The sequence below is a fragment of the Streptomyces smyrnaeus genome (genome assembly GCF_017676345.1).
Taxonomy (GTDB): Bacteria; Actinomycetota; Actinomycetes; order Streptomycetales; family Streptomycetaceae; genus Streptomyces; species Streptomyces smyrnaeus.
The window spans coordinates 1-14,003 of record NZ_JAFFZM010000008.1 but is presented as its reverse complement, the minus strand read 5'-3'; the positions used below and the strand labels follow the sequence as shown (position 1 = coordinate 14,003).

Here is a 14,003-nt window from a genome sequence, read left to right as displayed (position 1 = left end):
CACGGGCGCCCGGTCAGTCCTGCCCGTACCGTGGGTCGACGGACTCCGGCGCCAGCCCGAGCAGTTCGGCCACCTGCTCGACCACGACCTCGTGCACGAGCAGGGCCCGCTCGTCCCTGCTCCTGCTGCGGATCTCCACCGGGCGCCGGAAGACGATCACACGGTCCGGGTGCTCGCCGCCGCCCTCGGTGACCCGGCCGAGCGGCACGGCGTCGTCGCCCTCGCGCACCTCGCCGTTGTCCGACCGGGGCACTTCCTGGACGGCGAACTCGACGGTGGCCAGCTGCGGCCAGTGCCTCTCCAGCCGGGTCACCGAATCTCGCACCAGATCGTCGAACGCCTCCGCCCGGCTGATGGCGAGCGGCACTTGGGGAGGGGCGATGGGGCCGCGCATGCCACGGCCGTGGCGGTCTCGGCGGCGCGGCCGGGCGTCGGCCCGGCGCGGCGGTACGGGGCTGTCCATCACGTCCGAGCCTAGCCCGCCGCAGGTCGCACGCGGGGCACGACGGGCGGGCGCGGAGCATCTCGCGCATATCAACGCATGAAGCCTCTTTGCTCTTTCTGCCGCTCTGATCACCCTTTTTGATGGAACGGAGGGTGGGAAATGACCGTAATCAGGTGAATAGCGAACGCTTGATGATCGGACCGTGTCCGCCGGTCGTCGGCCAAGGGGCGCTCGCCCGCTCGACGCGCACACCTTTCAGCAGATCAGGCGTTTCCGGCGAACGCGGACGACACGGCAGGGTGACGTCATGGAGAGTCGTCGCAGCCCGCTCAAGAGTGCGGTACGGTCCAACGTCGTGAGCCCTGTACGTCGCTGTTCGCGCACCGCTTGCGGTCGTCCCGCCGTCGCGACGCTCACGTACGTCTACGCGGACTCCACCGCCGTCCTGGGGCCCCTCGCCACCTACGCCGAGCCGCACTGCTACGACCTGTGCGCCGAGCACTCCGAGCGGCTCACGGCGCCCCGCGGCTGGGAGGTGGTCAGGCTGGCCGTCGACACGGCCGCGGCCCGGCCCAGCAGTGACGACCTCGAAGCCCTCGCCAACGCCGTCCGTGAGGCGGCCAGGACACCGCGCCCCGAGCCGCCGGACCCGGGCCCCAAGGACCGGCTCAGGGGCCCCGGCGGGCGCGACGCCGATCCGATGGAGGTCGCCCGGCGCGGCCATCTGAGGGTCCTGCGGTCCCCGGAGCCGTAGCCCACCGTGCTGCCGCACCGCAGCCCTCACCCGCGCGGGTAGATTTGGGACCGTTGCCGACCGACGACCCAGGAGAGGCTGGCCGTGGCTGATCTGTCTCAGATCGTGAAGGCGTACGACGTGCGCGGTGTGGTTCCGGACCAGTGGGACGAGACGACGGCCGAGCTCTTCGGCGCCGCGTTCGTCCGCGTCACCGGGGCCTCGGCCGTCGTCGTCGGACACGACATGCGGCCCTCCTCGCCCGGCCTCGTCCGGGCGTTCGGACGGGGCGCGTCCGGCCAGGGCGCCGACGTCACCGAGATCGGCCTGTGCTCCACCGACGAGCTCTACTTCGCCAGCGGCAAACTCGATCTGCCGGGCGCGATGTTCACCGCCAGCCACAACCCCGCCCGGTACAACGGCATCAAGATGTGCCGCGCCGGTGCCACTCCGGTGGGCGAGGAGACCGGGCTGGCCGAGATCCGCTCCCTGGTGGAACGGTGGAGCGACGCGGGCGGCGCTCCGGCGGCGGACAAGCCGCAAGGCAGCGTCACCCAGCGGGACATGCTGGAGGAGTACGCGGCGCATCTGCACTCCCTGGTCGATCTGACGGACAGCCGCCCGCTCAAGGTCGTGGTCGACGCCGGCAACGGCATGGGCGGTCTGACCGTCCCCTTCGTGCTGGCCGGGCTGCCGGTCGAACTGCACCAGATGTACTTCGAGCTGGACGGCACGTTCCCCAACCACGAGGCCAACCCGCTCGATCCCAAGAACCTCGTCGACCTCCAGCAGCGGGTGCGCGAGGTCGGCGCCGACATCGGTCTGGCCTTCGACGGAGACGCCGACCGCTGCTTCGTCGTGGACGAGAACGGCGACCCGGTCTCCCCGTCCGCGATCACCGCGCTGGTCGCCTCCCGCGAGCTGGCCAAGGAGCCCGGCTCCACGGTGATCCACAACCTCATCACCTCCTGGTCCGTGCCGGAGGTCATCAGGGAGAGCGGTGGCCTGCCCGTCCGCACCCGCGTCGGCCACTCCTTCATCAAGCAGGAGATGGCCAGGACCGGCGCCATCTTCGGCGGCGAACACTCGGCCCACTACTACTTCCGCGACTTCTGGAACGCCGACACCGGCATGCTCGCCGCGCTGCATGTGCTGGCCGCGCTCGGCAGGCAGGACGGCACCCTCTCCCAGCTGGTCGCCCGCTACGACCGCTACGCCTCCTCCGGAGAGATCAACAGCACCGTTCGCGACCAGTTCAACCGCACAGCAGCCGTCAAGGCGGCCTTCGCCGGCCGTGAGGGCGTCACACTGGACGAGCTCGACGGACTCACCGTCACCGGCGTCAACTGGTGGTTCAACCTCCGCCCCTCCAACACCGAACCGCTGCTCAGGCTGAACGTGGAGGCCCGCGACACCGCCACCGTCGAGCGCGTCCGCGACGAGGTGCTGGCCATCGTCCGGGCGGAGGAGGAGCCCACCTCCGCGGTCTGACGGCCGCCCCGGGTACCGTCGGCCGCCCCCGGCGGTACCCTGACCGCACAGTCAGCACACAGCTGCCGCGCACCGCACCAGGAGGAACACATGCCGCTCGAAGCCGGACTTCTTGAGATCCTCGCCTGTCCGGCGTGCCACGCGCCGCTGCGCGAGGAGGGCGACGAGCTGCTGTGCACCTCGGAGGCGGAGTGCGGCCTGGTGTACCCGGTGCGCGACGGCATCCCGGTGCTCCTGGTGGACGAGGCACGCCGACCCGCCTGAGCCGGTACGGCTGAGCCCCAGCGCTCCCGCCGGGACGCGCTGCACGCGCCGTACGCCCAGCAGGCCCGACCAGCAGGCGTACCCGCAGCACCGGAAGCCGATCGGAGGCCACGGAAGATGCTCGACGAGACGCTCCTCGACACCCCCGAGGCTCTGGCCCGTGCCGACGTACGCGGCTTGCTGCGTGGCGCCGCACAGGCCGGAGCACGCGTTCGCACGGGGGTGCGCCAGGCCGCCGAGGCGGGCTTGGACAAGCTCCAGCCCGAGGGCCGGCCCCGCGCGCTCCTGGTCGCCGGGCCGGGTCCGGCGACCGCCTGTGCCACCGATCTGCTCGGCGCCCTCACCAACGGAGCGGTGCCCGTCACCGGGCTGCGTCCCTCCGGCGCCCTGGCGGCCACCGGTGCGCTGCGCTGGTCGCTGCCCGGCTGGGCGGGGCCGCTCGATCTGCTGCTGCTCGTCACCCCGGACGGCACCGAGCCCGGCCTCATCGCCCTGGTCGACCAGGCGTACCGCCGCGGCTGCACCGTCGTCGCCGTCACCCCGCAGGGCGCGCCGCTCGTCGACGCGCTCGGTGAGACGCGGGGCCTGGCCGTACCGCTGGCGCCCGGCCCGTACCAGGTCTACCCCTCGCCGGACGTCCCCGCGCACCCGCTGGACGTGGACGCTGCCGCCGCCCCACCCGGCTCGGACGGCTTCGACGGGGGAAGCGGCCTCGGCGGCGAAGGCGGCGTGAACGGCGGCGTCGACCAGGAAGGTGACCGGGACGGCGACCGGGAGGGGCGGCGGGGCGCCGGAACCCCGGCCGGGCGGCCCGTCGACGTCCCCGGCACCCTGTGGGCGCTGCTCACCCCGCTGTTGCTGCTGTGCGACCGCCTCGGACTGACGCAGACCGGCCCGTCGGCCCTCACCGCGCTCGCCGACCGGCTGGACGAGATCGCCGAACGCTGCGGCCCCGCCATCCCGCCCTACAGCAACCCCGGCAAGACCCTGGCCGTCGAACTGTCCGGCGCGGTACCGCTGCTGTGGAGCGAGGGCGCCATCGCGGGTGCCGCCGCCCGCCACTGGTCCGCCGTGCTGGCAGCGCTCTGCGGCCGGCCCGCCCTCCCGGCCGAACTGCCCGAGGCCATGTCGGCACACGGCGCACTGCTGGCCGGGCCCTTCGCGCCGGGCTCCGACCCGGACGACTTCTTCCGCGACCGGGTCGAGGAACCGGAGACGACGCGTGCCCGGGTCGTCCTGCTGCGCGAGGCGGCGCCCGGCGGCGAGTCCGCGACCGTGGCCGCCCGCGACCTGGCCTACGCGCACGAGGCGGCACTCAGCGAGCTGGAACCGGCCGAGGGCAGCAGCGCGCTGGAGGCCGCGGCCGAGCTGATCGCCACCGCCGATTTCTGCGCCGTTTACCTCACGCTCGCCGACAGCGACTCCCCTTGGGCGTGACCACCCCGTACCCAGTACCCCGTACTTCGCACAGGCCCTCTGAGCACGACAGGAACAGCGCACCTCATGGACCGTCTGGAGAACACCGTCAGGCCGTACGCCTGGGGTTCCACCACCGCCCTCCCGGAACTGCTCGGTGAGAAGCCCACCGGTCAGCCCCAGGCCGAGCTGTGGATGGGCGCCCACCCCGGCGCACCGTCCCGCATCGACAGGGGCACCGGCCCGCTCCCGCTGTCCGAGGTGATCGCCGCCGACCCGGAGCGCGAACTGGGCGTCCCGACAGTGCGCACTTTCGGGCCCCGACTGCCGTTCCTGCTGAAGCTGCTCGCAGCCGCCGCCCCGCTCTCCCTCCAGGTGCACCCCGACAGCACGCAGGCGGTCCAGGGTTACGCCGACGAGGAGGCGCGCGGCATCCCGTTGGACGCGGCCGAGCGCAACTACAAGGACGACAGCCACAAGCCCGAACTCGTCTGCGCCCTCACCCCGTTCGAGGGGCTGTGCGGCTTCCGGCACCCGCAGGAGGCCGCTGCGTTGCTGGAGGGGCTCGGCGTCGACGGCCTCAAGCCGTACGTGGACATCCTGCGCGCCCGCCCCGAGAGCGAGGCGCTGCGCGAGGTCCTGACGGCTCTTCTGACGGCCGACAAGGACGCGATGGCCGCCACGGTCGCCGAAGCCGCCGAGGCGGCGTCCGAGCGCTCCGAGTACGCGGTGTACGCGGACATCGCACACCACTACCCGGGCGACCCCGGGGTACTGGCCGCGATGCTCCTCAACCACGTCGTGCTGCGCCCCGGCGAGGCGCTGTACCTGGCCGCGGGCGTCCCGCACGCCTACCTCGGCGGCCTCGGCGTCGAGATCATGGCCAACTCCGACAACGTGCTGCGCTGCGGCCTGACGCCCAAGCACGTGGACGTGCCCGAACTGCTGCGCATCGTCCGCTTCGAGCCGGCGGAACCAGGCATCCTGCGCCCCGAGGCCGACGAGGCGACCGGCGAGGAGATCTACGAGACGCCCGTCGGCGAGTTCCGCCTCTCCCGTTTCGTCCTCGTACCCGGCGCCGCACCGCACACCCTGCACGCGTCCGCCGCGCAGATCCTGCTGTGCACCGAGGGAGCAGTCGTCCTGCACGGCGGACAGGAAGCCGGTCGGCGCCGCACGGAGGGCGGCGCCGACGGTGCTGCCGAAGGCGGTGCGGCGGACATCGACCTCGCCCCCGGACAATCCGCGTACGTTCCGGCAGGAGAGCCGGTCCGGATCTCGGGGGACGGTACGCTCTTCCGCGCCACAGTGGCCGTCTGACCGGACGGTCGCACAGCAGCAGGAAGGATCCGGGACTCGTGAGTGCATCAGGCGGAACAAAGGCGATCGTCGCCGCGCTGGGCGCCAACCTGGCCATCGCCGTCGCCAAGTTCGTCGCAGCCGGCTTCAGCGGCTCGGCCTCGATGCTGGCGGAAGGCGTCCACTCCGTCGCCGACTCCGGAAACCAGGCGCTCCTCCTGCTCGGCGGGAAGAAGGCCAAGAAGGCGGCCAGCGAGGAACACCCCTTCGGCTACGGCCGCGAACGCTACATCTACGGCTTCCTGGTCTCCATCGTCCTGTTCACCGTCGGTGGCGTCTTCGCCCTGTACGAGGGTTACGAGAAGATCGCTCACCCACACGAAGTCGAGCACTGGTACTGGCCGGTCGGCGTTCTGGTCTTCGCCATCATCGCCGAGACGTTCTCCTTCCGGACCGCCATCCAGGAGTCCAACCAGGTCCGCGGCAAGCTCAGCTGGGGCCAGTTCGTCCGCCGCGCCAAGGCGCCGGAACTGCCCGTCGTCCTGCTGGAGGACCTCGGTGCGCTCGTCGGCCTCTTCCTCGCCCTCGGCGGCGTCGGAGTGGCGCTGCTGACGGGCAACGGCGTCTGGGACGGCGTGGGCACCATGTGCATCGGTGCGCTGCTCGTCGTCATCGCACTGGTGCTGGCCGTGGAGACCAAGTCGCTGCTGCTGGGCGAGTCCGCCGACCCGGCCGAACGCGACAAGATCAACGCCGCACTCGTCGACGGTGAGACCGTCACCCGCGTCATCCACATGCGCACCCTGCACCTCGGTCCGGAAGAGCTCCTGGTGGCCGCCAAGGTCGCCGTCCAGCACGACGACACGGCCGTACAGATCGCCGACGCCATCGACGCCGCCGAGGGGCGCGTCCGCGAAGCCGTGCCGATCGCCCGGGTCATCTATCTGGAGCCGGACATCTACCGTGCGCAGGAGACCGAGGGCGAGTCGGTCTCGGAGCCGTCGGACGTGACCGGGCCGCGCGCCTGACCGCGAGCGGCCACCCGCTGCCGCGTACGGCCACAGCGTGACGAGGGCCCGCCCCGGAATCCCGGGGCGGGCCCTCGTCACGCTGTGGGCTCAGCCGCCCGACCGGCCCGGGGCCGTCACTCGATCTCGGCGAGCGCGTCCAGCACCGCCTCCTTGCCGGGGGCCTCCAGCAGCCGGGTGCGGAACGCCGGGTCCATCAGCTTGCGGGACAGCAGCGCCAGGATGCGCAGATGCTCGTCACCCGCAGCGGCCTCGGGCACGGCGATCATGAACACTAGCCGTGCCTTCGTCCCGTCCAGCGCGCCCCACTCGATGCCCTCGGCCGACCGTGCGAACCCGACGACCGGAGCCGTGACCGCGTCCGTCTTGGCGTGCGGAATCGCGATCTCCTCGCCGAGCCCCGTCGTGCCCTGCTCCTCCCGGGCGAGCGCGGCCCGTACGAGCGCCGCGCTGTCGGTGACCTTGCCGCTGCGGTCCAACAGCGCGGCCATCTCCCGGATACCGGCTTCCTTGTCGTCCGCTGCCAACTGCTCGCTGACGGTGTCCACCGTGAGGTACCCCGACAGCACTCCGGCCGCCCCGGCGGCTTTCCCCTCGACCCCGGCGGTTTCCTCCTCAGCCCCGGTGGCTTTCTCTTCAGCCCCGGTGCTCGTCTCCTCGAGCCCGGTCGTCGCCGGTTCGGCAGGGGCGGCCTGAGGCGGTACGACGGGCTCCTCGGCCGACGAACCGGAGTCGCTGCCCTGCGCGCCGGTCGCCTCGGTGGTGGCCGCGGCGCCTCGGGCGTCGGCGGCCACGGGGGCGTCCTGTTCCTTCGTACGCTCCGCAGCACGGCGCGCCCCCACCGTCACCAGTCCGGCCGTGGTCAGCCCGGTGACCGCCGTGCCCACCAGTAGCGCCACGAAGAACAGCGCCACTCCGTCGATCGCGCCCAGCACCGCCACGATCGGCCCGCCGTGCGGCACGTTGTCACCGACCGCGGCGAGCCCGGCGATGCCGCCCGCGACGGCGCCACCGAGCATGTTCGCCGGAATCACCGTGGCCGGCCGCGCGGCGGCGAACGGGATGGCGCCCTCCGTGATGCCGAAGAAGCCCATGAACAGCGCGGCCAGGCCGGTCTCCCGCTCCTGGTCGGAGTAGAACCGGCGGCGCAGCAGTGTCGCCAGGCCCTGTCCCAGCGGCGGCACCGGGATGGCCGCCGCGCACATGCCCATCACCTCGGGGCTCTTGGACACCAGCCCGGTCCCGAACAGGAACGCGGTCTTGTTGACCGGGCCGCCCATGTCGAACGCGATCATCAGTCCGAGCACTACGCCCAGCAGGGCGGCACTGGTACCCGTCATGCTGCCCAGGAAGTCGGTCAGGTTCTCGAAGACCCAGGAGATCGGCTTCCCGATGATGTAGATGAAGAACAGCCCGAGCGCGGAGGTCGCCACGATCGGAATCACGATGATCGGCATGATCGGCCGCACGAACCGGGAGACCGGCACCAGCTTGATCCAGCGGACGAGATACCCCGCCAGGAACCCGGTCACGATCGCGCCGATGAAGCCGGCACCCGACTTGGAGTCGTACAGCTCGCCCGTGTTCGCGATCCAGCCGCCGATCATGCCGGGTACCAGGGCGGGCCGGTCGCCGATCGCGTAGGCGATGTAGCCGGAGAGGATCGGCACCATCAGCGTGAACCCGATGGTGCCGATGTCGTTGACGTGCTTCCAGAAGCTCCCGTCGGGTATCACCAGACCGCCGTCGGCCTGTGGATGCCCGCCGAGGGCGAGCGAGAGGGCGATCAGCAGACCGCCGACGACCACGAACGGGATCATGTACGAGACGCCGTTCATCAGCGCCTTGTAGCCGACGCTGCGCTCGCGTCCCTTGGCCCCCGCCGGACCCTGGAGTCCGCCGCCCGCCCCGGCGCCGCCCGTGCCGGCACCACCTGTGCCGCCTTCCGGGCCGCCGCCGTCCGCGCCGCTGCCGTCGCCCCGGCCGCCGTCGGCCGCGTCGAAGACCGCACCGCCCTGGTGGACGGGCGCTCGGCGTACGCGGTCGAGGAGGCCGTCCGGGTCGCTGATGCCGTCGGCCACTCCGACGACCAGCACCCGCTTGCCCCCGAACCGGCTGAGATCCACGTCCTTGTCGGCGGCGACGATCACACCGTCCGCGGCATTGACATCGTTGTCGGAGAGGACGTTCTCAGCCCCGATGGAGCCCTGGGTCTCCACCTTCATGGCGATACCACGGGCCTGTGCGGCCTGGGTCAGTTTTTCCGCGGCCATGTACGTATGAGCGATACCGGTGGGACACGCCGTCACGGCGAGCAGTTTCAGCCCCGGCTCGGCCGGGGGAGCCGCTCCGTCACGGGGATCGGCAGGACTGGTCACGTGGGAACTCCTAGCTCGGCCAGTGTGTGGAGGGATGCGTTCTCGCGCCATCGCAGTCGCAGTCGCAGAGGCCGCAGGGTGCACCGAACCAGCCGGACGGCCAAAAAAGCAAGCGGCCGAAAACCGACCCCGAGGCGCACTTGCTGTCACCGCCGCCCGTCCGGTCCCCTGGACGGGCGGTGTAGATTCGTAGAGCCAGACGTCGCTGCTGATGGCGGTCGGGAGGCCCGTACCGCGGGCCACCGAGGGAGAGAGGGCCTCCGACGGACTGAGCTGCGAGCAGGGGACGAGTGTGCCCGGCGACGATGTGCGCCTCCGCGCGACCGGCACCACACCGTCCCGCGCCGCAGCACGGACCAGCCAGCCTTATATCTCGACACCGAGGAGCAGCTCGCAATGACGACGACCTCCACGACCGGCCAGGACTTCAAGGTCGCGGACCTCTCGCTGGCGGCCTTCGGCCGCAAGGAGATCACGCTGGCCGAGCATGAGATGCCCGGCCTGATGGCGATCCGCAAGGAATACGCCGCGGATCAGCCCCTGGCGGGCGCCCGCATCACCGGCTCCCTGCACATGACCGTGCAGACGGCCGTGCTCATCGAAACGCTGGTCGCCCTGGGAGCAGAGGTCCGCTGGGCCTCCTGCAACATCTTCTCCACCCAGGACCACGCCGCCGCGGCCGTCGCCGTCGGCCCCAACGGCACCCCGGACAACCCGCAGGGCGTCCCGGTCTTCGCCTGGAAGGGCGAGACCCTGGAGGAGTACTGGTGGTGCACGGAGCAGGCCCTCACCTGGCCGAACGCCACCACCGGCGGCCCGAACATGATCCTCGACGACGGCGGTGACGCCACCCTCCTCGTCCACAAGGGCGTCGAGTACGAGAAGGCCGGCGCCGCGCCCTCGGTGGACACCGCCGAGAACGACGAGCACCGCGTCATCCTCCAGCTCCTCAACCGCACCCTCGGCGAGAACCCGCAGAAGTGGACGCAGCTCTCCTCCGAGATCCGCGGCGTCACCGAGGAGACCACCACCGGCGTGCACCGTCTCTACGAGATGCACCAGGCCGGCACCCTGCTCTTCCCGGCCATCAACGTCAACGACGCCGTCACCAAGTCGAAGTTCGACAACAAGTACGGCTGCCGCCACTCCCTGATCGACGGCATCAACCGCGCCACGGATGTCCTCATCGGCGGCAAGACCGCTCTCGTCTGCGGCTACGGCGACGTGGGCAAGGGCTGCGCCGAGTCCCTGCGCGGCCAGGGCGCCCGTGTCCTGATCACCGAGATCGACCCGATCTGCGCCCTGCAGGCGGCGATGGACGGCTACCAGGTGGTGACCCTGGACGACGTGGTCGACACCGTCGACATCTTCGTCACCACCACCGGCAACAAGGACATCATCATGGCCTCGGACATGGCCAAGATGAAGCACCAGGCCATCGTCGGCAACATCGGCCACTTCGACAACGAGATCGACATGGCCGGTCTCGCCGCCATCGAGGGCATCGTCAAGGACGAGGTCAAGCCGCAGGTCCACACCTGGACCTTCCCGGACGGCAAGACCATCATCGTCCTGTCCGAGGGCCGCCTGCTGAACCTGGGCAACGCCACCGGGCACCCCTCGTTCGTGATGTCCAACAGCTTCGCAGACCAGACGATCGCCCAGATCGAGCTGTTCACCAAGCCCGAGTCGTACCCGACCGACGTCTATGTGCTGCCCAAGCACCTCGACGAGAAGGTCGCCCGTCTCCACCTGGAGGCACTCGGCGCCAAGCTGACCACCCTCCGCCCGGAGCAGGCGGCCTACATCGGCGTCCCGGTCGAGGGCCCGTACAAGCCGGACCACTACCGCTACTGAGCCGGACAGCGACCAGTGATCCCGCTACCGGTCCAGGTAGCGACCCGTTCATGACGCTCCGTCTCTGACCTGCCCGCGCCGAGCTCGGCGGCACAGCCCGCCGGGTCGGCCGGGAGGCAGCACGGTCCCAGGCCCCCGCCCCGGCGGGGGCCTGCCCGTCACCGCACCGACTCCGGACCTCGCCCATGCCCCGCGGCCGATACTCGCTTCACGATCCGCACGACCACACCTTCCTCGGCGAAGAGCACTTCCACTGCGCCACCGGCCCCTCCGGTTGGCGCTACTTCTCCCAGCTCACCACCCCCTCGGGCGAGCACGCGGGCTCCGTCGACCTCACCCTCGACGAGCTCGGCCGCCCCATCCGGCTCGAACTCCACGCCGCGAACTGGCAGGTCCGTGGCGCCGCACTGGACGGCGTCACCTGGGTGCGCTCGGACCCCACGGGTGAGCAGGCCCAGGAGGGCAACGTCGCCGCCCATTCCTTCACCGGGGCATCCCCCGCGTTCCTCGTCGCGACCTCGCGGCTGCTGCGCCCGGCTCCCGGTGACCGGGCCACTCGCGTCCGCCTCGTCGCGTTCACACCCCCCGTCCTCGCCCCCCGCACTCTCGACCAGTCCTGGGCGCTGCTGAACAGAGAAACACACGCCACCGACAACGGCTCCCTCGTCGTGGAGAACTACCAGGTCAACGACCTGGAGACGGGGGAGCAGCACGCCGTGCACCTCGCCGGCGACGTCGTCCTCGCAGCCCCCGGCATCGAGCTGGAGGATCTTGAAACACCACCGTCGACGTTCGGTTGACGGCCGACCCGCTCCGAGACTGCCGACCCGCTCCGGAGACTCACGTGGGCGGCACGAAGCCCGTGGCCGGCGGAGGTGGCCCACCCCCGTCCTCCTCGGGGACCGGCGTACCGGGCAATGAGGGAGCCGCCCCGGGCGCGGGGAAGGCGTGCTGCGCTTCCCGCCGCCGACGTTCCGCCACAACCCCCGCCAGATAGTCGGCGGCGGGTGTCCCGTACGGGGCCGATGTCCCGACCCACGCCCTGACGTCATCGGCCAATTGCTCGCCCATCGTGTGACGGACGGCCGGGTCCAACTGCCCCGCCCGCAGCAGGAACTGCCGTACCGCGAGCCACAGCGAGTCCGGAACACGCGACAGATCCAGCTCCGCGAACTGCTCGCCCAGCCACTGCGGTGGAGGCGGCACGAACATCTCCTGAGCCGCCGGAAGGCGCTCTCGGACCACCAGCGTCCCGGCGAACACATCTCCCAGCCGACGCCCCCGCTCGGAGACCAGCGACGTCACACAGGCCACCAGTCCGAACAACAACTGGATCTCCACCACGCCCAGCGCTCCCCGCACCAGTGCATGCCGGAACCGGATCGGCCCACCGTCGTCCCTGACGACCCGCAGCCCCGCTGCCATCTTCCCCACCGAGCGCCCGCCGGTGAGCGTCTCGACAGCGATCGGCACCCCGACGAGGACCAGGAGGAAGAGCCCCACCTGGACAGCCGCCAATGCAGCCACATCAAGAGAGGACACGGCGGTGAGCAGTGCGAGAGACAAAGCCAGATAGATGCCCCAGGCCAGCAGCAGGTCCACACAGATGGCCAACGCTCTGCTCGGCAGCCGCGCCGGACGCAGCCCGAGCACGACACCATCCCCTGTGACCAGCTCACTCATCCCACACCCCAGTCCCCGGCCCGTGTCGCCTGGCACCTGACACTTCATCCTCGGGCCCAGTCTTCCAGTACGACGATCTGCCAAGCTCTCTCCATGGACCTGGATGTCTTCGTCTCGGCCCACCGCGCCGAGTGGGACCGGTTGGACGAACTGCTGCGCCGCCACCGTCACCTCTCCGGAGCGGAAGTGGACGAGCTCGTCACGCTCTACCAGCGCGCCGCCACACACCTGTCCCAGGTCCAGTCGACTGCTCCGGACCCAGCGATCACCGACCGCCTCACCCGCCTCGTCGCCCGCGCCCGCAGTACGGTCACCGGAGCACGCACCGCCTCATGGCGCGATGTCGCGCACTTCTTCACAGCGGGCTTCCCCGCCGCTGTCTACCGCTCCCGCAACTGGTGGGTCCCCACCGCACTCCTGTCCACCGTCCTGGCCGCCCTCATCGCCTGGTGGGTGGCTACGCATCCGGAAGTCCGCGCCACCATCGGAGCTCCGGAAGAGTTGCGCGAGATGACCCGGCCAGGTGGCCAGTACGAGGCGTACTACTCGAGCCATCCCGCGACGTCCTTCGCGGCCCAGGTCTGGACGAACAACGCCCAGGCCGCCGCCATCTGTCTCGTCTTCGGAGCCTTCCTCGGCCTCCCGGTGCTCTGGGTCCTCTTCCAGAACGTCCTCAATCTTGGTGTCGGCATCGGTCTCATGGGCTCCGCCGGCCGACTCGACACTTTTCTCGGCCTGCTGCTCCCGCACGGGCTGCTCGAACTGACGGCCGTCTTCGTGGCAGCGGGGACCGGACTGCGCCTCGGCTGGACAGTCATCGACCCGGGCCCGCGAAGCCGACGCACGGCGCTGGCCCAAGAGGGGCGCGCCGCCGTCGGCATGGCCCTCGGTCTGGCAGCCGTCCTGCTGGTCTCCGGCGTCATCGAAGCGTTCGTGACCCCTTCCGGCCTGCCCACCTGGGCACGTGTGCTCATCGGGATCCTGGCGGAGCTGCTCTTCCTCGCCTACGTCCATGTGGTGGGCCGACGAGCGGCCAAGGTGGGCGAAACCGGTGACATCGCCGTGTCGGACCGCTCGGCCGAGGTGCCGACTGCCGCATGATGTGCGCGGACCGCAGGGAACCTGCTACTGTCCTCTCCGCCCCGGAAAACCGTTGACGCGGTGAACCATGGGCAGTAGATTCGAACAGTTGCCTAGAGTTGGACAAGCTCGGCAGCAGCAGTTAGATTCTTCTCCGCTTCGAGCAAAGAAATCCGGCAACGGAATTCTGCGCGAGAAGCACTCCGAAACTCGAGGCAGATTCGATCTGATAGAGTCGGAGACACCGAAAGGGCAAACGTCCGGAGAAACCAGTGAGATGGTTTCGAAGGAAGCGTCCGTTCCTTGAGAACTCAACAGCGTGCCAAAAG

At 70.7% G+C, this 14,003-nt stretch carries 12 protein-coding genes; 9 read left to right on the top strand and 3 right to left on the bottom strand.

The features are described from left to right. Window positions 1–13 precede the first annotated feature (13 nt). Entirely contained in the window at window positions 14–463 is a 450-nt protein-coding gene (locus JW613_RS14590; protein WP_209211257.1) for a metallopeptidase family protein, read from the bottom strand. A 289-nt stretch (window positions 464–752) separates the two neighbouring features. Here JW613_RS14590 and JW613_RS14585 point away from each other — a divergent pair, with 289 nt between their 5' ends. From JW613_RS14585 to JW613_RS14560, 6 genes are all read left to right on the top strand, one after another. Next, entirely contained in the window at window positions 753–1,199 is a 447-nt protein-coding gene (locus JW613_RS14585) for a DUF3499 domain-containing protein (protein WP_099881583.1), read from the top strand. 84 nt (window positions 1,200–1,283) lie between these two features. Next, window positions 1,284–2,669, top strand: coding sequence for a phosphomannomutase/phosphoglucomutase (locus tag JW613_RS14580; RefSeq protein WP_209211256.1), 1,386 nt, complete (start codon window positions 1,284–1,286; stop codon window positions 2,667–2,669). A 90-nt stretch (window positions 2,670–2,759) separates the two neighbouring features. Further along, on the top strand, window positions 2,760–2,933 hold the full coding sequence (locus JW613_RS14575; protein ID WP_099881579.1) for a Trm112 family protein: 174 nt from the start codon (window positions 2,760–2,762) through the stop codon (window positions 2,931–2,933). A 117-nt stretch (window positions 2,934–3,050) separates the two neighbouring features. Beyond that, window positions 3,051–4,370: an SIS domain-containing protein gene (locus JW613_RS14570; protein ID WP_209211255.1), complete on the top strand. Its 1,320-nt coding sequence runs from the start codon at window positions 3,051–3,053 to the stop codon at window positions 4,368–4,370. Between the two features lie 66 nt (window positions 4,371–4,436). Then, window positions 4,437–5,669 carry a mannose-6-phosphate isomerase, class I gene (gene manA / locus JW613_RS14565; RefSeq protein WP_209211254.1) on the top strand — a complete coding sequence of 411 codons (1,233 nt, stop codon included), beginning with the start codon at window positions 4,437–4,439 and terminating at the stop codon, window positions 5,667–5,669. A 38-nt stretch (window positions 5,670–5,707) separates the two neighbouring features. Next, the gene (locus JW613_RS14560) at window positions 5,708–6,676 is read left to right on the top strand and encodes a cation diffusion facilitator family transporter (RefSeq protein ID WP_209211253.1); all 969 of its coding nucleotides are present in this window, start codon (window positions 5,708–5,710) and stop codon (window positions 6,674–6,676) included. 116 nt (window positions 6,677–6,792) lie between these two features. Here the strand turns inward: JW613_RS14560 and JW613_RS14555 are convergent, their stop codons facing one another. Next, the gene (locus JW613_RS14555; RefSeq protein WP_209211252.1) at window positions 6,793–9,054 is read right to left on the bottom strand and encodes a fructose-specific PTS transporter subunit EIIC; all 2,262 of its coding nucleotides are present in this window, start codon (window positions 9,052–9,054) and stop codon (window positions 6,793–6,795) included. Between the two features lie 396 nt (window positions 9,055–9,450). On the opposite strand from JW613_RS14555, the gene ahcY reads away from it, so the two are divergent. Together ahcY and JW613_RS14545 are read left to right on the top strand one after the other, a co-directional pair. Continuing rightward, window positions 9,451–10,911: an adenosylhomocysteinase gene (gene ahcY, locus JW613_RS14550; protein ID WP_099881570.1), complete on the top strand. Its 1,461-nt coding sequence runs from the start codon at window positions 9,451–9,453 to the stop codon at window positions 10,909–10,911. Window positions 10,912–11,096: 185 nt separating this feature from the next. Continuing rightward, a complete protein-coding gene (locus tag JW613_RS14545) occupies window positions 11,097–11,711 on the top strand; it encodes a hypothetical protein (RefSeq protein WP_209211251.1) in 615 nt (204 codons plus the stop codon). 40 nt (window positions 11,712–11,751) lie between these two features. Here the strand turns inward: JW613_RS14545 and JW613_RS14540 are convergent, their stop codons facing one another. After that, window positions 11,752–12,594, bottom strand: a complete 843-nt coding sequence (locus tag JW613_RS14540) for an RDD family protein (RefSeq protein ID WP_209211250.1) — start codon at window positions 12,592–12,594, stop codon at window positions 11,752–11,754. A 93-nt stretch (window positions 12,595–12,687) separates the two neighbouring features. Here JW613_RS14540 and JW613_RS14535 point away from each other — a divergent pair, with 93 nt between their 5' ends. After that, window positions 12,688–13,695, top strand: a complete 1,008-nt coding sequence (locus tag JW613_RS14535; RefSeq protein WP_209211249.1) for a stage II sporulation protein M — start codon at window positions 12,688–12,690, stop codon at window positions 13,693–13,695. Window positions 13,696–14,003 lie beyond the last annotated feature (308 nt).